At 61.1% G+C, this 20,651-nt stretch carries 20 protein-coding genes and 2 pseudogenes; 6 read left to right on the plus strand and 16 right to left on the minus strand.

The window, feature by feature from the left end:
* Positions 1 to 92: 92 nt before the first annotated feature.
* The 6 genes and pseudogenes from P3T16_RS33490 to P3T16_RS33515 form a co-directional block, all read right to left on the minus strand.
* Positions 93 to 695 carry a porin gene (locus P3T16_RS33490; RefSeq protein WP_429345474.1) on the minus strand — a complete coding sequence of 201 codons (603 nt, stop codon included), beginning with the start codon at positions 693 to 695 and terminating at the stop codon, positions 93 to 95.
* A gap of 121 nt (positions 696 to 816) precedes the next feature.
* Complete coding sequence (locus P3T16_RS33495) at positions 817 to 1,440, minus strand: DUF302 domain-containing protein (RefSeq protein ID WP_429345475.1); 624 nt, start codon at positions 1,438 to 1,440, stop codon at positions 817 to 819.
* Between the two features lie 22 nt (positions 1,441 to 1,462).
* Positions 1,463 to 1,789, minus strand: coding sequence for a hypothetical protein (locus P3T16_RS33500; protein WP_429345476.1), 327 nt, complete (start codon positions 1,787 to 1,789; stop codon positions 1,463 to 1,465).
* Positions 1,790 to 1,964: 175 nt separating this feature from the next.
* A pseudogene (locus P3T16_RS33505) lies at positions 1,965 to 2,422 on the minus strand (DUF4337 domain-containing protein).
* 119 nt (positions 2,423 to 2,541) lie between these two features.
* Positions 2,542 to 2,832, minus strand: coding sequence for a DUF2471 family protein (locus P3T16_RS33510; protein ID WP_429345477.1), 291 nt, complete (start codon positions 2,830 to 2,832; stop codon positions 2,542 to 2,544).
* 294 nt (positions 2,833 to 3,126) lie between these two features.
* The gene (locus tag P3T16_RS33515; protein WP_429345478.1) at positions 3,127 to 3,414 is read right to left on the minus strand and encodes a hypothetical protein; all 288 of its coding nucleotides are present in this window, start codon (positions 3,412 to 3,414) and stop codon (positions 3,127 to 3,129) included.
* Between the two features lie 140 nt (positions 3,415 to 3,554).
* Between P3T16_RS33515 and P3T16_RS33520 the strand changes: the two genes are divergently transcribed.
* On the plus strand, positions 3,555 to 5,243 hold the full coding sequence (locus P3T16_RS33520) for an IS1634 family transposase (protein ID WP_429345479.1): 1,689 nt from the start codon (positions 3,555 to 3,557) through the stop codon (positions 5,241 to 5,243).
* A 78-nt stretch (positions 5,244 to 5,321) separates the two neighbouring features.
* Positions 5,322 to 5,840 carry a DUF3331 domain-containing protein gene (locus tag P3T16_RS33525; protein ID WP_429345493.1) on the plus strand — a complete coding sequence of 173 codons (519 nt, stop codon included), beginning with the start codon at positions 5,322 to 5,324 and terminating at the stop codon, positions 5,838 to 5,840.
* Between the two features lie 147 nt (positions 5,841 to 5,987).
* Here the strand turns inward: P3T16_RS33525 and P3T16_RS33530 are convergent, their stop codons facing one another.
* From P3T16_RS33530 to P3T16_RS33550, 5 genes are all read right to left on the minus strand, one after another.
* Complete coding sequence (locus P3T16_RS33530; protein ID WP_429345480.1) at positions 5,988 to 6,929, minus strand: alpha/beta hydrolase; 942 nt, start codon at positions 6,927 to 6,929, stop codon at positions 5,988 to 5,990.
* A 62-nt stretch (positions 6,930 to 6,991) separates the two neighbouring features.
* Positions 6,992 to 7,483 (minus strand): thioesterase family protein, encoded by a 492-nt coding sequence (locus P3T16_RS33535; protein ID WP_429345481.1) that lies wholly within the window; start codon positions 7,481 to 7,483, stop codon positions 6,992 to 6,994.
* Between the two features lie 31 nt (positions 7,484 to 7,514).
* The gene (locus P3T16_RS33540; RefSeq protein ID WP_429260893.1) at positions 7,515 to 8,480 is read right to left on the minus strand and encodes an L-carnitine dehydrogenase; all 966 of its coding nucleotides are present in this window, start codon (positions 8,478 to 8,480) and stop codon (positions 7,515 to 7,517) included.
* A gap of 45 nt (positions 8,481 to 8,525) precedes the next feature.
* The gene (locus tag P3T16_RS33545; protein ID WP_429260894.1) at positions 8,526 to 9,455 is read right to left on the minus strand and encodes a 3-keto-5-aminohexanoate cleavage protein; all 930 of its coding nucleotides are present in this window, start codon (positions 9,453 to 9,455) and stop codon (positions 8,526 to 8,528) included.
* Between the two features lie 38 nt (positions 9,456 to 9,493).
* The gene (locus P3T16_RS33550; RefSeq protein WP_429260895.1) at positions 9,494 to 10,444 is read right to left on the minus strand and encodes a choline ABC transporter substrate-binding protein; all 951 of its coding nucleotides are present in this window, start codon (positions 10,442 to 10,444) and stop codon (positions 9,494 to 9,496) included.
* A 374-nt stretch (positions 10,445 to 10,818) separates the two neighbouring features.
* Here P3T16_RS33550 and P3T16_RS33555 point away from each other — a divergent pair, with 374 nt between their 5' ends.
* On the plus strand, positions 10,819 to 11,778 hold the full coding sequence (locus P3T16_RS33555; RefSeq protein ID WP_429345482.1) for a GlxA family transcriptional regulator: 960 nt from the start codon (positions 10,819 to 10,821) through the stop codon (positions 11,776 to 11,778).
* A gap of 69 nt (positions 11,779 to 11,847) precedes the next feature.
* On the opposite strand, the gene P3T16_RS33560 is transcribed toward P3T16_RS33555, so the two are convergent.
* Both P3T16_RS33560 and P3T16_RS33565 read right to left on the minus strand, forming a co-directional pair.
* Entirely contained in the window at positions 11,848 to 12,990 is a 1,143-nt protein-coding gene (locus tag P3T16_RS33560) for a porin (protein WP_429345483.1), read from the minus strand.
* A 297-nt stretch (positions 12,991 to 13,287) separates the two neighbouring features.
* Positions 13,288 to 13,959 (minus strand): annotated as a pseudogene (locus P3T16_RS33565) (glycine betaine ABC transporter substrate-binding protein); the annotation flags it as partial.
* A 66-nt stretch (positions 13,960 to 14,025) separates the two neighbouring features.
* Here P3T16_RS33565 and P3T16_RS33570 point away from each other — a divergent pair.
* Positions 14,026 to 14,742: an IS6 family transposase gene (locus P3T16_RS33570; RefSeq protein WP_429345484.1), complete on the plus strand. Its 717-nt coding sequence runs from the start codon at positions 14,026 to 14,028 to the stop codon at positions 14,740 to 14,742.
* Between the two features lie 671 nt (positions 14,743 to 15,413).
* Here P3T16_RS33570 and P3T16_RS33575 read toward each other — a convergent pair.
* Positions 15,414 to 15,734 (minus strand): lecithin retinol acyltransferase family protein, encoded by a 321-nt coding sequence (locus tag P3T16_RS33575; protein ID WP_429345485.1) that lies wholly within the window; start codon positions 15,732 to 15,734, stop codon positions 15,414 to 15,416.
* 599 nt (positions 15,735 to 16,333) lie between these two features.
* On the opposite strand from P3T16_RS33575, the gene P3T16_RS33580 reads away from it, so the two are divergent.
* Positions 16,334 to 17,212, plus strand: a complete 879-nt coding sequence (locus P3T16_RS33580; RefSeq protein WP_429345486.1) for a cyanophycinase — start codon at positions 16,334 to 16,336, stop codon at positions 17,210 to 17,212.
* A gap of 231 nt (positions 17,213 to 17,443) precedes the next feature.
* On the plus strand, positions 17,444 to 18,268 hold the full coding sequence (locus tag P3T16_RS33585; RefSeq protein ID WP_429345487.1) for a cyanophycinase: 825 nt from the start codon (positions 17,444 to 17,446) through the stop codon (positions 18,266 to 18,268).
* 130 nt (positions 18,269 to 18,398) lie between these two features.
* On the opposite strand, the gene P3T16_RS33590 is transcribed toward P3T16_RS33585, so the two are convergent.
* Positions 18,399 to 20,108, minus strand: a complete 1,710-nt coding sequence (locus tag P3T16_RS33590; protein WP_429345488.1) for a transglutaminase domain-containing protein — start codon at positions 20,106 to 20,108, stop codon at positions 18,399 to 18,401.
* A 147-nt stretch (positions 20,109 to 20,255) separates the two neighbouring features.
* Complete coding sequence (locus P3T16_RS33595) at positions 20,256 to 20,564, minus strand: hypothetical protein (RefSeq protein ID WP_429345489.1); 309 nt, start codon at positions 20,562 to 20,564, stop codon at positions 20,256 to 20,258.
* Positions 20,565 to 20,651: the final 87 nt, after the last annotated feature.

Raw genomic sequence — 20,651 nt, forward strand, 5'->3', positions numbered from 1 at the left:
CATCGCGCCGAAAAGTTAACACCCCGGCGCGCCGTTTACAACCTCTTCCTGCTCTGCAAATGAAAATGCCGTTCAGTGCTAACTGAACGGCATTAGCCGTTCACGGCGCTATTCGCGCCCGTCGCGGCGGCCGCCGCCGGAAGCTTCGGATTGATGTTCGACGAATTCTGGAAAACGGCATTCGCGAGCGACCCTGTCAGCGAAAAGCCGGTAATGTCCGCCGCGCTATAGGCATCGTAAAGCGGTGTCCAGTTTCGTCCGGCCTTGAGCGCGCCCCACGGTGCCACGACGCCCACGATCGCTCCGCGATCGAACAGCGAATTCGTCGCGCTGGGAAAAGGCAACCCGAAGTCGCCGACCCCGCTTGTGGGATTGAACCCGCTTTCCAGCTTGAACGTGATCCTGGTGCCGCCGCCAATGTCCTCGAAGCCAAGCAGGCCCCATCGACTCGTCGCGTGATTATTGCCTGTCAGTGTAATCGCGCTCGCCGACTTGCCGTTGGCGACGCCGGCGTTGGTCCGATATACCAGCCCCTCATCGATCAGACCATAGAGCGTCACCGACGATTGCGCGTGCGCCCCGTGCCATCCGGTTCCCAGCAGGACGCCGAGCGCTCCCAGTGCCCCGGCGACCGTGCGCTGCGTCCGGCTCATTCCATCCCGCGAAATCCATTGTCCCTCCCAGATCATTCTCATCTCCCGACACCTTGTATTGGATGTGCTGTTGCGAGCGCCCTGTCATATCGATTACACTGAACGATAATTCGGTATACTAAATATATAGTGCGCGCACTTCTTTTATCGCACAACGGATAAGTCAGTGATCTTCCGCTTGTCGGTCGTCCCGCAAGGCCGCCTTTTCGATCACGTCGCGCAGGCTGCCATCCAGTCTCACGGCGATGGCGGTAACTGCGACGTCGTCGAACTGCCCGAACAGCGACGACGGATCGTCGAATTCGACGCGCACCGAAGACGGGCCCGTCTCGTCGACCAGAATCGTCAGTGGCGCGTACAACCCGGCGGCAATCTGATTGCGGGTCATCTCGAGAGCGATCAGCGGATTGCCGAGATGGTAGCGCCTGGCTTTCATCGACTTCCCGGCTATCGCCAGCAGCGTGCCATGATTTTGTGCGGCGAAAATCATGAGCCGGTCGGCCCCTTCCATCGCTTTCATGCGTTCGATCGCAAGCGACGGATCCTTGGTAAACAGGACGTTTACCGACGGGTCGTAGCGTCCGAGCAGATGTTCGAGTCGCACGGTGAAGTGATCGAAGTCCACACCGATATCCACCGTCTCATGAATGACGCGCACGGACGATTCGGAATAACGGATTGTCGATGCGTCTTCCGCGGACGCAGCTGAAGCGCCTACCGGTATGCCGGCCGCCGACAGGATCCAGCCCACGGCCGCCGTGCGGACCCAGCGCGTGATATCTGGCATCGCCTGTCTCCCGACGCTACGATCACCCATTGGAGGGTGCGTCATTTAGCGCATCAACAAGCGCGCGTTGCACCATGACCTTCGCTAGCTGGAGCCGGTAGGCCGAGTCTGCGAAGCTGTCTTCCAGCGCCGCGACGCCGGCCACGGCCGCCGCCGCGATTTCGCGAATCTGCTCGGGCCGTCCTTCGAAGGCCGTGTCGAGCAGTGCCTCGGCCGCGCGCGCGTTGAACGCCGCGTCGGCCACACCCTCCGTCTTGTTGTCGAGGATCTGCGCGGCGCGGCGGAGTACGCTATCGAGGCGGATATCGACGACTACATTCGCCGGGGGAATCCATACGAGTCGAGCCATGTTAAGGCAGCTGGATCGCGCGTTCGCGAGAGCATTTCTATCAGGTCTGAGAGCATCATCGCGGGGCGGACTCGAGTACAGACAACACACGCCACTCCAAAGCCGATGTCGACGGAAGTAGCTAACGCACTAACCTGATCGTTCCGTCGCAACCGTGAAACGTTGCGACGGCCTATCACGAAAGGAGCGCGGCAACACCCAGAGACACGCCGCATACTGCCACTCCAAGTGACATAACCTGAAGCCATCGCTTTCGCGTGAGCAGCGTTATCGCAGCGAGCGCGATCGATATCTGCACTGCGGTAGTGGCTTGTGCCCAGCGGTGATGACTATGCAATAGAATCTCGCTCCGTGCGTTCTCCCGCTCCACGTCCTTCTCTAGTGCCTCAGCCTGTTGTCGGATCGGTTCCTTCTGTTCGCGATACTTGTTCACGTCCGCTTCGAACTTTGATCGAGCAGCTGAGGTCGGGGCGACAATTGCGGCTTTTCGCCCTTTGCCTGAAAATAGCCCCACTGCTTCGCTGCTTCCGTCTTACTGATAGCCGCCTCATTCTTGGCAATCAGCGCGAGACTTTCTGTGGTGCCGCTCTGATAAGAACCGAATGCCCCGAGCGTTGCGAGGACTGCCGTCATCACGGCGGTTCGTCCCGAGAAGCTATCGCCGTGCGACGCGTGCTCTACTGCGCTGTCGTGCGGGCCGTGAATTTCAAACTCAGCTGTCGTTGCAAACCCTTCGAGGTGTTTTTTAATTGTCAATTGACGCGGCGCCACGTGTCGTTGATCGCTCCAAAAACGATTGGAACGAAATCGTGCCCCTCGAACGACGCTGAACAATCATCCTTTTGGTAGCCCAATGCCGCCGGAGCGCGCAACATGTCAAGAATCCGCTTGCTGTGCTTGCCGGTCGCGGCGACCTCGGCCAGGACTTCCGACTCAATCTTGTGGAGCAGATCCCAAGTCAGAACACCAACCGATCGATGGCGATGCACTACAGCCGGCACCGCTTCTCGTACTGCCGCTTCGGCGGCAAACAACACATCCATTTCAGCTCCCTTTTTCCGTCTCAGTTCGAACGAGGCGCGCGGCGCGCGCGGTCGATCACAAGTTGTGCTAGAAGCCCAGCGCTCAGTTGCTCATCCCGGCCAACGCCATCGATTGGATTAAGCAACATGTTGATCGCTCGCCCAGCCAGAAAACACACAAACCCTGCTGCGCTACGAACTCAGGCGATCCGCCGGAGCTCGCTGATCGCCTGGACGCGGTGCTTCGGATACAATTCGTCGCCGACGCGCTCGTACATCTCATCCATTGCGGCGCCGTGTTCGTCGTAGCTCTGACTATTCCGATTCTTTGAGCGACCGGACCGGTGGGGAGTCGATGAACAGCCGCGGCTGCCAGAGCGGGTACCACGCACGTTGCCAGCCTTGCATGTAATCGGCCCAAAGGGAAAACGGCAGCGCGATCGGGAACAAACCTGTCTGAAGGAGCCACCGCGCTGCAGCGTCGAATGACGGCGTCGCGGTGATATTAATGGTCATCGCTTCCGCATTCTGGTCCGGAAGCTCGTGCCGGGTGATCTCGATGTCGACCGTCGGCAGGTGAGCAGTCAGTTTCGTCTGGCCCATGTCCAACCTCCATGTATGCGCTTTTCCTAGCCCTACCTTCGCACACTTGGCGCCACCTCGGAGGGGCCACCTAGCCGGAACGTGGCGGAAATATTGGATTTCGCTTGATTCTTGGTCTTGAGGATGCCACATGAAAGAACATGCACATCTTCGAACGAGAAGTCAACGGCCATCGCTACCGTATCGCAGCTCAGTCGGTGTGGGATGCCGAGCGAGGGCGCTCCGTCGCACGCCAGGTTGTCCTTGGGCCGGCTGAGCCGCCACCCTTGGCGGATCTGCGTGCCACGCATACGGTGGGCACGCGCGGGGTCGGCGATGTCAGGGCGTTGATCTGGGTGGCCGAGCAACTGGATCTGGTGGCGCACATCGATCGGGCATGCGGAGGGGTTGGCGCGAAGGGCGGCCCATCGGTAGGCGAGTTGGCTGTGGCAGTGGCGATTCAGCGGGCATGCGCGCCCGGACCCAAGCGCGAGCTGGGGGAATTTCTGGATACGAGTCTGCCGCGCTTGTCGTGTTTGCCGGGATCCGCGTTCAGCGGGCAGGCATTTCATCGCGTCGCGCAGCAGGTTACAGAGCATCAATTGGAGCAGGCGCAGGTAGCGGTCGCGAAAGCTGCCGTTGCCCGCTTCGAGCTTTCCGCGGACGTGCTCGCGTTCGACACGACGAACTTCGATACGCACATTGACACGCAGACGCCGGGCGAGCTGGCCCGGCGTGGACACGCCAAGAGCAAGAGAAAGGACCTCCGGGTGGTAGGGCTTGGCGTCCTGGTCAGCGAGACGGGGCATGTGCCGCTGTTGTATCGGACGTATCCGGGCAACGGCTCGGACCAGGCGGTGCTCGCGGCATGCCTGGGTGGGTTGGCGCAGTTGCACGAGGCACTCGACAGCGGTGAGGCTCGTGCGCGACCGGCGCAGCGTACGCTGGTACGAGACGGTGGGTTTTGGAGCCCGCAACTGGAGCTCGATCTCGACACCGCCGGCTACTACAGCCTCATTTCGTTGCCGCTCGGGCACAAGGCCGCGGAAGAGGCGTTGCAGATGGCGGCGCAGCGCGGTGCCATGAAACCGCTCTCGGGCAAGCTCAGCGAAGTCCAGGCGGCGCGCATTCGGACTACCGTCGGAGAGTTGGATCGCACGCTCGTTGTGGTGGAGAGCCAGGAATTGCTGGCGGGCCAGAAACGCGGGATCGCGGCGGCCCTGCGCAAAGCGAAGGTGGAACTGCGCACGCTGGAGGGGCTGATCCAAAAGGGTCGCATCTCGCGTAGCCGTCTGGAGCTGCGAGTCAACAAGGCGCTCGCTCGGGAACACCTGTCGAGCTTCGTCGTGACCACCTTCGCCGGAAGCGAAACGGCACCGACCTTGCACTGGCACGTCGACGCCGCATTGCGCCGCGAGCTGGAGAAGACGCGGCTCGGCCGGCGGGTACTGTGCACCGACCGACATACCTGGACCACAGGTCGGATTGTTTACGCCTTCCGAGGTCAGTGGAAAGTCGAGGAGCTGTTCCGCAAAGCGAACAAAGGCGGTGTCGTCCCCTGGGGGCCATCGCACCAGTGGGCCGATGGGTCGCTGCGCCTGCACACTTTCGCGACTGTTCTCGGGTTGATGCTCGTGAGCCTGGCGAAGATCGCGCCCGGAACGGACGCTTCCGCCCGTCAGACGATGGAAAGCCTGGCTGAAATCAAGGTGACATTGGTGCGGACCACGACCGGAGGCGCAGGACGACGGCCAACGCTGATGCTGGCGCAAGAGCTCACGACTGAGCAGCGCCGCGCAGTCAAGGTCTTCGAGCTGGAGAGGTGGGCCCCTCAGTTATTTCATGTATGACCTATCAGCCTTTTCGGCCATGTATGCCTGGCGAAAACCATCTATCCGGCACTCCGCCATGCGAAGGTAGGGCTAGCTATTTTCGCACGGGTGCGGGAGCGGTTCGCGCAGTTGCGCAGCGCTCAGGTCACAGACGGGGCCGCTTGCGAAGTCCTTGCACGCGTGCGCGAAGAGATCCAGCAGGAACTGGCGCCCGTCCGGTTCACGGCGCAAGCCATCGATCAGCTGTGCGCCGGGGTGAAACGGCAGGTTGAACAGGTCCGCGTGGCGGAGTGCCGCATCCAGCAGATCGCCGTTGACCGGTGCGGGATGCCGCGCGAAAGATTCGTCGAACTGTTCTCCGGCCATGAAACCGATCCTGACTGGGCGACGGCCCGGACTACGGCGTCGCGCGAGTTCTGGGTCGAACCGGGCCGCTGTCATTACGGCGAGCAAGGCTGGCGCCGTCGTTCGGCGCATACGTCGAGAACCTGCGCGCTGTCGCGCCAGAAGATCCGCCGCGGCGACGCAGTGTTCAAGCCTGCCGAGCGCCCGGCGCCGTCGAACGCAGCGGCGATGATTTCGGCCGAGATGCTCTGCGATCTGATCGCCGACTGACACCACTTGTTGTTCTCACCCCGTCTGGCGCTCCGGCATGCGGATGCGCGACAGCAGTTCCCCTGCGATCGCCAGGCCAGCCTGGCATAACCAACGTGTCTCGCGTACAAGCGAACGCCATGCATGCGGACACAGTGTTCTCGATGATTATCGGGCGCGGCGGCCAGCTGAACCGAGCAGGAAGCGGCAGACCTCGTCGTGCATGCGCTGGACGCCGGGGCTCGTCTCCAGCGCGCGCCAGCAGCCATGCACGAGACCCGGCGCGATCCACAACTGCGCCTCGCCTCCTGCGGCATGAATGCGTTCCGCGAACACGCGGGCATCGTCGCGCAACGGATCATGTTCGACGCCGATCGACAGCACGGGCGGCAAGCCGTCGAAGCGGCGGGCTTGGATCGGTACGGTCCATACCGGCGGCGGTGCGTCGCCCCAGTACAGCCGGCTGTACATGCGAACACCGGCGAGCGTGAGCATCGGGGCGTTCGCTTCCGTCTCACGTGCAGGCGACTGCGGCTCGGCGCCGAGCATCGGATAGATCAGCGCGACACCCGCTACACCTTCGATACCGGAATCACGCAAGCGCATCGCGACACTCGCGGCGAGATTGGCACCCGCGCTATCCCCTACAAGCAGCAGCGGCGCGGGCAACGACCCGAAAGGCAGGCGGCCGTCGAGCGCGGCCAGCGTGACGTCGAGACAGTCTTCGTGTGCCGCTGGTGCAGGATGCTCGGGCGCGAGGCGGTAATCGACGGCGACCACGCACAGCCCGGTATCGGCAGCGAGGCGCGCGGTCACGATGTCGTGACTGTCGAGCGAGCCAAAGACAAAACCACCGCCATGAAAATACAGCAACGTGCCGGGCGACTGCGCGCCTTCGTCCTTTGCATACAGACGCAAGCGGATGCTGTGGCCGACGGCCGTCACAAGCGTTGCGTTCTGGACGACCACGCCCGTCGGCACGGCGGGGGTGAAAGCCGCGGCGAAGCGTTCGTAAATGGCGCGCTGTTCGACCGTCGGCAGCGACGCCGTGTTGTCGGGATAGAACGCATTCGCGCGGGCGACGAACGCCGCGATCTCAGGTTCCAGCATGGCAGCACCTCCTGCGTCGCAGCGTACCGCGGATACCGTGTGAGCGGAAGCGCAGCCAGAACCTAGCCGCGCGCCTTCGACGGCAGCCCAATCACCCGCCCCTGCCAGGCGCCCGGCGGCAACGCCGCATGGGCGTCGCCCAACGCCCGCACGCGCGCCTCGATGTCGGCGTCGAACGGCGCCGCCTTCGGGCCGCCCGTGTCGACATGCAGCAGCATCTGCTCGCTGGCCGCGACGGGCTCGGCGCCGTCGTTCGCGAACATTTCGAGGTAGATGTGCAGCCGCTTCGCGTCGTGGGCGACGAGCCGCACGTCTACCCGCACCGGCGTGCCTTCCCTCATTTCGTGCAGATAGTTCAGGTGCGCTTCGAGCGTGTAGATCGACCGGCCGCGTGATTTGCGGACCGCGTCGTCAAGGCCGATGCGGTCGATCAGCGCGTCGGTCGCGAAGCTGAAAATCAGCATGTAGAACGCGTCGCGCAAATGACCGTTGTAATCGACCCATTCGGCGCGGACCTCATCGCGGTACACCGTCAGCGGCGCGTTGTCCGGCATGTCGTCTCCCTTGTCCTGTGTGCGGATTCGCTCACTCTTCCGGCCGCAAGCCGTGCCGCGCCTTCGCCGCGTCGATCGCCGAGAGCACGCTCGTGATGCAGTCGTCGCGATAGCGCTCGAGCGCCTTAATCGAGCGTGGCCCCACCTGCTCGGCGGTGCCGTTCACGACGCGATCGATCAGTTCGTCGGTGAGCGGCGGCGCGACGAGCTTCGTCCAGGGCAACTCGAGCGCTGGCCCGAACTGCTGCATGAAGTGTCGCATACCGGCGTCGCCGCCCGCGAGCGTATAGGTCAGGAAGGTGCCCATGAACGACCAGCGGATGCCCGCGCCGAAGCGGATCGCATCGTCGATTTCGCCGGTGGTCGCGACGCCTTCGTTGACGAGGTGGAGCGCCTCGCGCCACAACGCTTCGAGCAAACGATCCGCGATAAAACCCGGCACCTCCTTGCGCACCCGCAACGGCCGCATGCCGAGCGAGCGATAGATACGGATGGCGGCGTCGATCGTCGCAGACGCCGTCCTCTCGCCGCCGAGCACTTCGACGAGTGGCAGCAGATACACCGGATTGAAGGGATGCCCAACGACGCACCGTTCCGGATGCTCGGCACGCGCGTAAAAATCGCTGGGCAGGAGCCCCGAGGTCGACGACGCGATGATCGCATCCGGCTTCGCCGCGCGGCTGATCTGCTCGTGGAGCGCGAGTTTCAGGTCTTCGCGCTCGGGAGCGCTCTCCTGAATGAAGTCCGCGTGAGCGACGCACTCCTCGATCGTTTTGACGAAGCGCAAGCGTGCCTGCGAAGCGCCCTCCTTCAACCCCACGCGTTCGAGCGCGGGCCATGCATTGGCGACGTTATCGCGCAACTGCTTTTCCGCGCCGGGCGCGGGATCCCATGCGAGCACATCAAGTCCGTTCGCGAGTGCGCGCGCCACCCAGCCGCTGCCGATCACCCCCGCCCCGATTGCCGCAAATGTCCTGATATCGACGATCACTGCCATTAATGAAAACCCTTCATTCAGATGGTTCTTACGTACGCATCGTGCTCAGGCGAATTGCGCCATCTCACGACGTTCAAGCTGACGTTCACCGCGCGCCGGCAGGTCAAGCTTGCGGCGCCCTTCGGCGGGCGTGAGCGCCCTGCCGCCGAGCCGTTCGATGATCTCGACCGCACGCTGCACGAGCGTGCCGTTGGTCGCGGGCACGCCACGATCCAGCCAGATGTTGTCTTCCAGACCGACGCGCACATGGCCGCCCAGCAGCATCGCCTGCGCGACCATCGGCATCTGCATGCGGCCGATGCCGAAGCCGGCCCACTGCGCGCCGGCGGGCAGGTTGTCCACCATGGCCTTCATCGTGGTCGTGTCGGCGGGCGCGCCCCAGGGAATGCCCATGCACAGCTGGAACAACGGCGGCGCATCGAGCAGCCCTTCTTTCAGAAGCTGTTTTGCGAACCACAGATGGCCGGTATCGAAGATTTCCAGCTCCGGCTTCACGCCCAGTTCCTGGATGCGCCTGGCTCCAGCGCGCAACTGGGCGGGCGTCGACACGTAGATGTAGTCGCCGTCGCCGAAATTGAGCGTGCCGCAGTCGAGCGTGCAGATTTCCGGCAGCAGTTCCTCGACGTGCGCAAGACGCGTCAGGCCGCCGACCAGATCCGTGTTCGCGCCAAAGCGCATCGGATCCTCGCCCGGTCCGATCTCAAGGTCGCCGCCCATGCCGGCCGTCAGATTGATGATGACGTCCGTATCCGCCGAGCGGATGCGATCGACTACCTCGCGATACAGGTTCGGGTCGCGGCTGCCGCGTCCCGTCTTCGGATCGCGCACGTGGCAGTGGGCCACGGTCGCGCCAGCCTTTGCCGCTTCGATGGCTGCATCGGCGATCTGTTTCGGCGTGACCGGAATCGACGGATGCTTGCCGACGGTGTCGCCGGCGCCCGTGACCGCGGCGGTTACGATGACTTCGTAGTTCATGCGTACATGTCCTCTTCGATGATCGGATCGGCGCTCGTTCAGAGGCCGAGGTAGGCCTTGACAGCCGGCAGGCCGTCCTTGCCGTCATAGGTCTTCACGCCGGCGAGCCATGCGTCGAGCACCTGTGGGTTCTTCTTCAGGTAGGCCTTTGCGGCTTCGGCCGGTTTTTCCTTGTTCATCACCGACTGCATCACCTGGTTTTCTAGCTGCGTCGTAAAGCGCAGATTCGTCACCAGCTTGCCGGCGTTCGGGCAGCGCTGCAGAAAATCCGGCGACGTCAGCGTGTACACGCGCGCTTCGCCATAGTTAGGACCGAACACATCGTCGCCGCCAGACAGATAGTTCATGCTGAACTGGATGTTCATCGGATGCGGCTCCCATCCAAGAAAGACCACCCACTTTTTGTCGCGGATCGCACGCTCGACTGTCACCAGCATCCCGGCCTCGCTCGATTCGATCAGCTTGAAGCCGCCGAGCCCGAACTGGTTCGTGTCGATCATCTTCTGGATCTTCGCGTTCGCGCTGCTGCCAGGCTCGATGCCATAGATCTTGCCGTCGAGTTCCTCGCGATGCTTCGCGATATCGGCGAAAGTCTTCAGGCCCGCCTGATACTCATAGCCCGGCACGGCGAGCGTCGCTTTCGCGCCGGAGAGATTCGGCGGTTCGAGCACCTGGATCGCCTTGGCCTGCACGAACGGCTGAATCGCTTTTTCCTGCACCGGCCACCAGTAGCCGAGCGAGACGTCGAGCTGCCTGCTCTTCAGGCCCGCAAACGAAATCGGCACCGAAGCGACGGTCGTCACCGGCTGATAGCCGAGGCCTTCGAACACGGTCGTGGCAAGCGCCGTCGTCGACGTGATATCGGTCCAGCCGATGTCCGCAAAATGCACCGCGCGACAGGCCGGCGGGTCCTGCGCGAAAACCGGTGACGCGAGCAGGCTGACGAGACAACTGAAACCAGCGGATAAGGCTTTGACGCGTAACTTCATGACGATCCCCTCTCTGACACGCTATTCGGCGTGTTTCGAATCAGGCCGCACGACGGGCGGCTACCTGGACATCCCTCGACACCGTAAGACAAATTGCATGAGGTAAAAGGTACAGCCCCATATTGTCCCCAAAGCGACCGCCAGCGACCCGTTCTTGCTCACGTGCGACCATGAGGGAAAACCAGCATGGCGCGCCGAAAGCCCGCGGCACGGGCGTCACGCGAATATTGACGGCCTTGCCGCAGAGCGCGCCGCTTGCTACCCTCGGCGCACTCCCCAGCGGCACTTTTCATGGTGCGTCTGCCCCTGGCGTGGTCCGGAAGACGCCCACGGACCAGGGCGGAATACCCTGCGTCACACACGTTGCTCACCCGATGCCTCAAGACATTTCGTTTCTGCTGCTGCCGGGCTTTTCCGCGATCGGCTTCATGTCGGCGGTCGAGCCGCTGCGCGTCGCGAACCGGTTTCGCGGCGAGCTGTATCGCTGGCAAATTCTGAGCGCCGACGGCGCGCCGGTGAGCGCAAGCAACGGCATCTCGCTGAACGCAGAGGCCGCGTTCGCCGATGTCGCGCAGGCGGACACGGTTTTCGTGGTGGCGGGATTCGAGCCGCTCGCCTGCTACACGCGCGCGCTCGGCGACTGGCTCAAGCGGCTCGACCGCGTAGGCGCGACGCTCGGCGGCATCGATACGGGCAGCTTCGTGCTGGCCGAAGCGGATCTCTTTCGCCAGGCCGATCGCCTCACCTTGCATTGGGAAGCGCTGTCCGCGTTTCGCGAGCGCTATCCGTCGTTGCAGGCGAGCCAGGAACTGTTCGAAATCGGCACGCGGCGCATCACGTGCGCGGGTGGCACGGCCTCGATCGACATGATGCTCGACCTGATCGCCCGCAGTCATGGCGATGCGCTCGCATCAGAGGTATCGGAGCAGTTTGTGTTGAGCCGGATCCGGCAGCGCTCGGACCATCAGCGAATGGAAATCGCCGCGCGCTATGGCGTGCACAATCCGAAGCTGATCCAGGTGATCGGTGCGATGGAGCAGCACATGGAAGACCCGCTCGCGCCCGACGAACTCGCACAGGAAATCGGCGTGACGCGCCGTCATCTGGAACGGCTCTTTTGTTCGGCGCTAAACGACACGCCGACGCATTTCTATCTGCAGCTAAGGCTCACCCGTGCGCGCGAGCTGCTGCAACAGACCGACATGTCGATCACATCGGTCTGCGTCGCGTGTGGCTTCGAGTCGCCGTCGCATTTCTCACGCACCTATCGGGCGCGGTTTGGCGCGAGCCCACGACGCGATCGGTCCGCATCGTCGCGGCCGCCGGGCAGCTAAGCCGGCGTCGACCGGATCATGATGCGAACCGGCACAACACGCGCCGGTTCACCTTCCCTCGATGCAACCTTAGAACGAATGCCGCATACCGATGCGGACGTCGGCCTGCGTGGTGGTCGACGATGGCGTGAAGCTATAGCCGATCACCGCGTCCACGCCGCTCGATGCCTTGAGGTAGTCACCCGAAATATACACGTCAGTGCGCTTCGACAGCAGATAGTGCAGCCCGGCCGACACCTGGTTCCAGTGATGGCCTTCGAAGTTCGTGTACTGATAACCGCCGATCGCGCTGAAGGCCGGCGTGACCTGCCAGTCCGCGCCGCCTTCGGCCACCCGCATGTGCGACGACTGGCCAAGGCCCTTGATCGTCGTGTACGTGAAGTTGCCCATCAGCGTGACGTCGCCGATCGCGTAGCTGGAACCGATGCCGAACGTGCCCTGCTTGTCGACCGGGAACGGGTTTTGCGAATAGAGACTGGTGACGGCGCCCGTTGCGGGATCGACGCTGACCGTCGGCTGGCCGAGGAAGGTGTGTACGCCGATCATCGCGTACGGATCGAACGCATAGATACCGTGGGGATCGTTCAGCTGCGTGTAGGCCGTACCGACCGTAAATGGCCCGTTAGCGTAGTGCGCGCCGACGCTCCAGGCGCTTTGCTCATGGAAATTACCCGCGATGTTGCCGAACGAGTACATGCCACCGAACATGAAGCCGTGAAACTCGTTCGACAGGAACTTGACCGCGTTCGGCAGACGGTCGCCGTTGAAGCGGTCGAAGTCGCCCTGGTGGATCGCATAGCCGCTCGCCCATGCGGAGATGTTGTACGAGTAGACCATCTCTTCCGTCATGTCGAGCTGGTTACCGAACGACAGCGTACCCCAGTCGTTTTTCAGGCCGACATACGCCTGCCGCCCGAACAGCGAGCCGCCGAATCCAAGCTGGCCGTTGCTCAGGTGAAAACCGCTTTCGAGCACGAACACCGCAGACAGACCGCCGCCGAGATCTTCCGAACCCTTGATACCCCAACGGTTGCCGTACGAAACGCCGTCATCGAACTTGATGACGTGCGAGCCGCCGGTGTTGGAGACATAGGTGATCCCTGCATCGATGATTCCGTATAGCGTCACGCTGCTTTGCGCCTCGCTTACGCCTGGCAGGCTTGCGAGCGCAAGCGCGACGCCGGAGAGTGCTGCGGCATTCAGTCTTCTCATTGTGTGTTTCTCTCTTGCCTGTCGGTTGGGGAAGAGGATTCCACGCAATGGCGCGGAACCATCCGAGCTTGCTTGACTGACGCGCCGACCATGAAGCATCCGGTCAGGCGCTCATCGCGTGAACCACCGTTCGCGCGACAATAAGGCACAGTACAAGCTCATATTTCCCGTAACTCGACGGCAAGCGACGTCGATTGGTCCGATTACGACAACGTGTAGAAACGCGACGGGATGCCGCAAGGCAGCGAGCGCGACACAGGTGTCGCGCTCGCCTGAGAGGGAAGTTGGCGCGCGAAGCTAGTGGATGCCCAACGACGCATGCACGGCATGCAGGCCGTCTGCGCCGGCCGCCGTGGTCACGCCCTTGAGCCAGGTCTTCAGCATCTCAGGGTTCGCCTGCAGCGCGTGCAATGCCGCCGTGTTCAGATCTACCTTGTTTTGCAGCACATTCGTGATGATCTGGTTTTCGAGGTCGACGTTGAACGTCATCTGCTGGAACAGGCGCGCGAGGTTTGTGCACTGGTCTGCGAAGCCCGCGCGCGTCACGGTGTTGACCGTCGCACCGCCATAGTTCGGCCCGAAGTACGCATCGCCACCGGACAGGTAGTTCAGATGGAACTTCGTGTTCATCAGATGCGGCTCCCACGCGAGAAATACGATCCACTTGTGGTCGCGCACCGCGCGTTCCACCTGGGTCAGCATGCCGGTCTCGCTCGACTCCACGAGCGACCAGTTGCCGAGGCCGAACGCCTTGTCCGAAATCATCTTCTTGATGTTCTGGTTAGCCGGCGCGCCCGGTTCGATCCCGTAGATCTTGCCGCCGAACTCGTCAGCATGCTTCATCAGATCGGCGAACGAGTGCACGCCGGCAGCCGCAACATAGTCGGGAACAGCAAGCGTAAACTTCGCATTGATGAGATTCGCATGCAGCACGTCGATCGAATGCTCGTCGACAAACGGCTTCACGAGGGTTGTGTCGCGCTAAGGATGCAGGAGTAAAATCCGGGCAGACATTTTCCCGAAGTGAAGCGTGATATGAAGAAGGCGACTGCGAGAAGAACCCTGCCTGCGAGCGTAGCGAAGGTACTCAAGCGCCTGCATTATCCGCTGGACGTGATCCTGCTATGTGTGCGGTGGTACGTAGCGTATTCGCTGAGCCTTCGCAACCTTGAAGAGATGATGGCCGAACGGGGCTTTGAGGTTGACCATTCGAGCGTGCATCGCTGGGTCATCAAGCTTGTACCGTTGTTCGAGAAAGCCTTTCGCAAGCACAAACGTCCAGTCGGCAAGAGCTGGAGAATGGATGAAACCTATGTCAAGGTGCGCGGGCAGTGGAAGTACTTGTATCGCGCAGTGGACAAGGCCGGTAATACGATCGATTTCTTATTGTGGGCGCATCGCGACAAGGCTGCCCCGCGCCGCTACTTCGAGCAAGCCATCGATCGAAACGGCGCGCCTGAGACTGTGACCATCGATAAAAGCGGGGCCAATCTGGCCGCCCTTCAGGCCATCAACGCTGAACGGGAAATGCCCATCAAGATCCGGCAGGTCAAGTATTTGCACAACGTCGTCGAACAGGATCATCGCGCGATCAAACGCCGAACCAGACCCATGATGGGTTTCAAGAATTTCCCGTGTGCCCGCATCATCCTGTCAGGCATTGAGACGATGCATGTGATCTGGAAAGGTCAGATGAAGGACGACGGCGTTACCCGAACCGCTGCTGCTCAGTTCTATTCGTTGGTTGGATAAGGATTCCTTACCATCGAGGAAACCGAACTTATCGCGACACAACCGCGCGCGCGTGGTGCGGGCCGTGCCAGGAATGTCCGATAGGCGATCGCGTCTTCGGTGGTGAGCAACGACAGTGCGAGATGCTCCACGGTCTAACTGCGCCACCGAAATCGAGAATCCGGCCATGGTTACCGACCGGGGCTGCTTCAAGGGCGAGGAGATCCTGCAATGCGATGAGGCGGGCATGACGAGCTGCTTTCCCAAGCCACTGACGTCGGGTGACGAGGCAGATGGGTTCTGAGCGAGACCAGGCGCATCAGCACTCCGCACGGGTTTGGATTCCAGCCGGTTGCCGCGCGCGCAGACGAAAGCGATGGCTTGCAACACCTCAATCGCGACGTCACGTCGCTCCCGAATACATGGGTACGCTTGCGCGTGGCAGGACATCGTCTGACCTATCAAGCGCTCTTTGGCAGTAGCACCGACGCTGTCGCTTTTTACATCGAGCAACGCATCCGCCTGGATGCAGACCATCCAACGAAGTAATTGATCGACATTTTGAACAGGCTCACCGCTGCGCCCATTGCCGCACGCGGATAGGTCAGGCACGCGCGCACTTGCTCGCTGCAGCTTTCGCCATACAGGCACCACGCAGAGAAGTGCTCGCAGTTATTGGTCAGCAGTCGGTATCAATTCTCGCCGAGGCGCGAGCGCGCCCGCTCTACAACTTGCCGGTCGGCGTAACCCGACCGATCGCCCGGCTGGATCCACACTTTGCGCCCCGCGGCGAAGCATGCAATCGTCACTTCCTCAACAGGTCCGCGATGCAAAGACCGGGCAAGACCGGTGTAGTGCACTACCTTGCCTTTACCAAGATAGATGCCGTGGTGACTGTAAGCGCCGCGAGGTGTCACGAGATGTGCGCCGAGAGCCGGTTCGCTTCCAACTCCGAGATGCCACCGCACCTGCATCTCCGCGGGAGTGCGCGACGCGATAGTGGCCGGTCCCATGATTCGACTCCTGACTGCTAACTGCTAACTGCTAACTGCTAACTGCTAACTGCATGAGCCAAGCATAGGACCGGATGTATATTCACGATAATTAAAGATTTTTTGATTTACCATAGTGTATTGATTATGAACAGGCGCGTGGCTTGCGCAACTCGCCTCTCCAGGGGGGCGAACAGCAGTCAGGCCAAGGGGCGCGTCGAGCGCGCCAATCAGTTCGGTGCGCAGCGCGACGTGATTGGCCAGCCAGATCCGACAGTCCTGCATACCCCAGCCTGTGACGGAGGCAATGCCTAGGTCTGCAGCTTCTCCGCTGTCGTCGGGTGCAGTGGCACGATCCTCGACGTGCGGAACTTGGTCTCGAGGATCACGATCCTCGGCGGATCGGCGTTGAGTTGCACGTCAATGTCGCACCATATCGGTTCAAATATGCACGCAATGTGTGCATACACCCTTCCCGCACCTCGTCGGTCTGACGTCCCGTCGAGTTTCTTCTCATCGCGGCCGGCACAGCGCGCGCGAGCCCTTGTCGAGGAAACATTGGCGCGGTTTTTGCTGTTACGATGGTCATAGAAGGGAAGGTACAAATCTGGAAGGAGTGAATGATGCACCCCGGAAAATCGCTGAACGGTGCCGCGCGAGGCTTCATTATCCCCATTGGCGGCAAGGAAAATCGGGTCCAGAACCCGGTTATCCTGCGTCGTTTCGTCAAGCTTTGTGGTGGGTCACGCGCGCACATTGCAGTCATCCCGACGGCCTCTTCACTGGACGATACGGGGGATCTCTACGAGACTGTGTTCCGCGATCTCGGGGCTGACCGGGTCAGTATCCTGCCATTCAAGTCCCGCGCCGACTGCGAGTCCGACAAATATCTGAAGGTGCTCGATCGCGCTGACGGTGTCTTCATGACCGGGGGCGACCAGATACGCCTCGCCGAGATGCTGATCGACACGTCGGCCGCGGACAAGCTGCGTCGCCGCAACGCACACGGTATGCACGTAGCGGGCACCTCCGCGGGAGCCTCCGCCATGTCCGCCGCGATGATCGCCGGCGGCAAGAGCGGTGCCACGCCTCGCGCCGGGATGGTCGATCTGGCGCCGGGCCTGGGTTTCATCAGCCGCTTTGTGATCGACCAGCACTTCAGCCAGCGCGATCGACTCGGGCGCCTGCTCGCGGCGGTGGCCTCCATCCCATTCGGGGCGGGCATCGGGCTGGATGAGGATACGGCCGCGTTCATCGGTCCAGACGACACGCTGGAGGTGGTCGGCACCGGTAGCGTCACCATCATTGACGGGTCGAATCTGCGCAATTTGGCTGCAAAGCCGGTTCGCCACGACGACCCGGTAGGACTGACAGGAGTACGTCTGCATATCCTCGTCGAAGGCAATACGTACGATCTCGCAACACACACCCTCTCAGGCGGTATCTTGTCCGCGAAAAGCAACGCCGCCTGCGAATTGACCGCCGCTGCCTTGACCTGACCGGTTAGAAAGCAGAACCCGCTTCATTCACGAACCGGGCAGCGCGCGTCTGCCGCGATCCGCTTGCCGATATAATCGGACGAGGCACCAGCGACCGGGACAGCAGAAACCATAGACGCCAGCTGATGCGAGCCCGCCAGCAGCAGTGCTACCGGCGGAACAAGCGGATCACGTGGTGGCTGCACGAGACCTAGGCTACTTCGCGATTTTGCACTCTACCCGGAGTGAAAGTTGAGTCGTGCAAAGGCGTCCACGGGCGGCACACGCGGTTTTATCGTCCCCATCGGCGGCGATGGAAGACGCATACGGAAGGCCGCCATCCTGCGCCGCTTCGTGCAGCTTTGCGGCGGCTCCCGTGCGCATATCGCCATCGTCGCCACGGTCTCCGAGATGCCCGACGCTGGCTATCGTTACGAACGAGCGTTCCGCGATCTGCGGGTTGATCGGGTCAGCCTCCTGCGATTTGGGACCCGAGCCGACTGCGAGTCGGAGCGGGACCTGGAAGTGCTCGATAGCGTCGACGGGATATTCCTTATGGGGAGCGAGACAGTCCATCTTTCCGAGACCCTGGGCAGCACTTCGGTGGCCCAGAAGATCCGCAACCGGAATGAACAGGGTATCCACGTGGCCGGCACCTCGACGGGAGCCGCGTTCCTGCCGGAGCAGATGATTACGGCCGGACAGAGCGGCACGACGCCCCGCGCGGACATTGTCGAATTGGCGCCGGGCCTGGGCCTGATCGGGCAGTTGATCATCGATCAGCACTATCGTCACCAGGACCGGCTCGGGCGTCTACTGATGGCCCTGACTTACAACCCGCTAGCCATTGGTATCGGCCTGGATGAAGACACGGCTGCGTTTATTGGTCCGGACCACGGGCTGCAGGTGGTGGGCAGCGGCGGCATCACCATTGTGAACCCGTCCGAACTCCAGCACTCCGCGATCCATCCAGATCGTCGCCATGCGCCGGTCAGCGTGATCGGCCTGCACCTGGACATCCTTGTTGAGGGCGACCTGTATGATTTGGCGGCACATAGGGCGACCATCAAGCGCTAATTCGGATTCGCCCCGGTAAGCCTGGGTATTCTCAAGTCATCACGTGAGCCGCCGCCTTGGCGATCTCTCGCGATCAGGCGTCGGGCTTCCCTCAACCGCCGAGTGCTCATGCGGCGCGGACCGGCGGACGTCAGTCAGGAAACGCGTCATCCAGCGACGCCTCCCGAAGGACCTCGATCTGGATGTCAGGTACAAACAAGTCCGAATACATCAGATCGTTATCGACCTTTTCCCAGCAACCGGGCTTGCATATTTCGCACATCTTTTCTGTTCTGCTGTTTTCTATATAGATCCACGACAGCGCGCCAAAAAACCTTTCATGTCGTTCCGGCGCATTGTCCGATGAGCTTTCCATCGGTACCCACCCTAGCCCGGGCACATAGAACTCCACCCACGCATGATCGTAATCCGGCGTACAGACCGAGTTGACTCGCGCATATCTCAGCTTATACTCGGGCACCTTGAAATCTCCGACCGGCCGGCAGGCGACCCCGCAAAGCCGCATTAATCCTATTAACAGCTCCATGTACTTTCCGCAGGTCCCTTCGCCGCCGCTCAACGTCTCGACGGGACTTGTGTACTGGTTGTTGTATCGGTACGCCAACCTGCTATAAACATATTCGCGCACGGCTTTCGCAATTTTGACCACATTACCGCGCTCGTTTTCGGGCAGCGCCGAAATCAGCTCGGCTGCAATGTCTCTTAATTCCAGCCGGTCCATATCATACCTGGACTCTTCTTTAAGAAAGCGCGTCTTGATATCGTCGGGATAGGGCGCATCCGCGACATTCAGCTTGTATCGTATGCCGTACACCTCAATTACAGCACTATAGCCAAAGGAACGGCGCTCCTTATCAAGCTCGACGCCGGTCAGATCGAATTCCACGATCTCGTTGCCATTTTCGTCTTTTTTTAAAACGCCCGGAACGTCGCCAATAATCCTGACTGACTTCAACTTCTGTCTTCGCGTCTCGACTGGAATCGACAGCCTGACGCACATCTCGACACCACTGATTCTGTTCAGAACTTCACGGGCGGGCTTGAGCATTTCGGCATAAGTCAATTTCACTTCATATCCTCCGGAAAGACCGAAACTCCCGATCTCACCAAGTTCTATTATTTTGTAGTCAAATCTCTCTATAAAACCATCGGAGACGTGCTTATTGAGTTTTATATTCGGACTGCCACGTTTCCCCGATTCAGAACTCGCATCGTCGAAAACGTCCCAGCTATCCTGGTTGTAATATATATAGATGCCGGGTTCTTCTTTATCTGACGTTTTAATGGAAGCGATTCCCGATGCCCCTTCATACGGGATGGTCAGCGACGCCAGATGAATCCCATCAAGGCTGTAGACATAAATGGCCTGGCTGGCGCCGTTCAGTATAAACAGGCGATCTCCATGCAAGGCAATATCGTTGACACCATGACCTACCTCAGCCGCCCGTATTAAGCCATCCTCATCCAGAATGAACAGGGCGCCACGCCGGTCGACCGCATAATACCGATCGTTTTTCCAGCACAGCCCGACTAGATCCTCTGCCTGATCGATCGTAATGATGTCCATCGCGTCACGGACCGTTCCATTCTCTATCCCGACCGCGTAGATCCGATTGGAACGCGAATAATTGACGATACCCTCCGGCCGCATACAGAGTGCAGCCGATCCTTTGAACGCGTTGAAGCTCCTGAAATTGACAATCCCGTAAAAGAATCCCGTTCGAACGTCAATTTTGCCGAGCGCCCCAAGCTCCGGATCGACGACGAACAGCGCATCTTCCTCGTTGCTATCGACAGAGACGATATGCCTCGCAAAGAGAGGTTTGATCGGCGTGACCACAAATCCCCCGTATCGTTCTGATTGACGAGGCACGGGCGGGACCCATGTCTCGTCAAGTCAGGCGGGATGCGGCGCCCGAGACCGCAACAGGGCTCCATTGAGCGTGCGCTCTGCGCCTGCCCCGCCCAAGCAGGCGCAGCAAGACCGCTAATGCTCCCTGCCCCTCGAGGCTTCCCGGTCCCGATCCCTCGATGCGTCCCGGTCCCTGCCCCTCAAGGCCTCCTGCTCATTGCCTCCCAAGACCTCCTGCTCACTGCCTCTCAAGGCTTCCTGAATAAAATCGGCATAGTCCGAGAGGTGCCTCATATTGGAATCCAGAGAATTGCGCGACGACCCGCTCATCGCTTCGTGACGTATCAGGTCCAGCGCGACTTCGACGGCCATCCTCCGTTTCGAGGACGCATCGAGCGCGGCTTCGTTATCGTTGTAGAGAAGAAATCTCTGTCTCTCGTCCATTTTGGCTCTCCTAAGTCTTGACGCTCATGAAGGGTGTGCTCGGAAGCTTCACCCGCCTTGGGGTCCTGCTACCAGGTCGGCTTGCGA

The organism is Paraburkholderia sp. GAS42, assembly GCF_050436565.1.
Lineage (GTDB): Bacteria > Pseudomonadota > Gammaproteobacteria > Burkholderiales > Burkholderiaceae > Paraburkholderia.

Coding starts and splice junctions, on each gene's coding strand:
- P3T16_RS33560 (WP_429345483.1), bottom strand. CDS start 12,990: ATGAGAAGACTGAATGCCGCAGCACTCTCCGGCGTCGCGCTTGCGCTC.
- P3T16_RS33510 (WP_429345477.1), bottom strand. CDS start 2,832: ATGGATGTGTTGTTTGCCGCCGAAGCGGCAGTACGAGAAGCGGTGCCG.
- P3T16_RS33545 (WP_429260894.1), bottom strand. CDS start 9,455: ATGAACTACGAAGTCATCGTAACCGCCGCGGTCACGGGCGCCGGCGAC.
- P3T16_RS33540 (WP_429260893.1), bottom strand. CDS start 8,480: ATGGCAGTGATCGTCGATATCAGGACATTTGCGGCAATCGGGGCGGGG.
- P3T16_RS33555 (WP_429345482.1), top strand. CDS start 10,819: ATGCCTCAAGACATTTCGTTTCTGCTGCTGCCGGGCTTTTCCGCGATC.
- P3T16_RS33535 (WP_429345481.1), bottom strand. CDS start 7,483: ATGCCGGACAACGCGCCGCTGACGGTGTACCGCGATGAGGTCCGCGCC.
- P3T16_RS33570 (WP_429345484.1), top strand. CDS start 14,026: ATGAAGAAGGCGACTGCGAGAAGAACCCTGCCTGCGAGCGTAGCGAAG.
- P3T16_RS33595 (WP_429345489.1), bottom strand. CDS start 20,564: ATGGACGAGAGACAGAGATTTCTTCTCTACAACGATAACGAAGCCGCG.
- P3T16_RS33530 (WP_429345480.1), bottom strand. CDS start 6,929: ATGCTGGAACCTGAGATCGCGGCGTTCGTCGCCCGCGCGAATGCGTTC.
- P3T16_RS33490 (WP_429345474.1), bottom strand. CDS start 695: ATGAGAATGATCTGGGAGGGACAATGGATTTCGCGGGATGGAATGAGC.
- P3T16_RS33550 (WP_429260895.1), bottom strand. CDS start 10,444: ATGAAGTTACGCGTCAAAGCCTTATCCGCTGGTTTCAGTTGTCTCGTC.
- P3T16_RS33520 (WP_429345479.1), top strand. CDS start 3,555: ATGCACATCTTCGAACGAGAAGTCAACGGCCATCGCTACCGTATCGCA.
- P3T16_RS33500 (WP_429345476.1), bottom strand. CDS start 1,789: ATGGCTCGACTCGTATGGATTCCCCCGGCGAATGTAGTCGTCGATATC.
- P3T16_RS33580 (WP_429345486.1), top strand. CDS start 16,334: ATGATGCACCCCGGAAAATCGCTGAACGGTGCCGCGCGAGGCTTCATT.
- P3T16_RS33575 (WP_429345485.1), bottom strand. CDS start 15,734: ATGGGACCGGCCACTATCGCGTCGCGCACTCCCGCGGAGATGCAGGTG.
- P3T16_RS33495 (WP_429345475.1), bottom strand. CDS start 1,440: ATGCCAGATATCACGCGCTGGGTCCGCACGGCGGCCGTGGGCTGGATC.
- P3T16_RS33515 (WP_429345478.1), bottom strand. CDS start 3,414: ATGGGCCAGACGAAACTGACTGCTCACCTGCCGACGGTCGACATCGAG.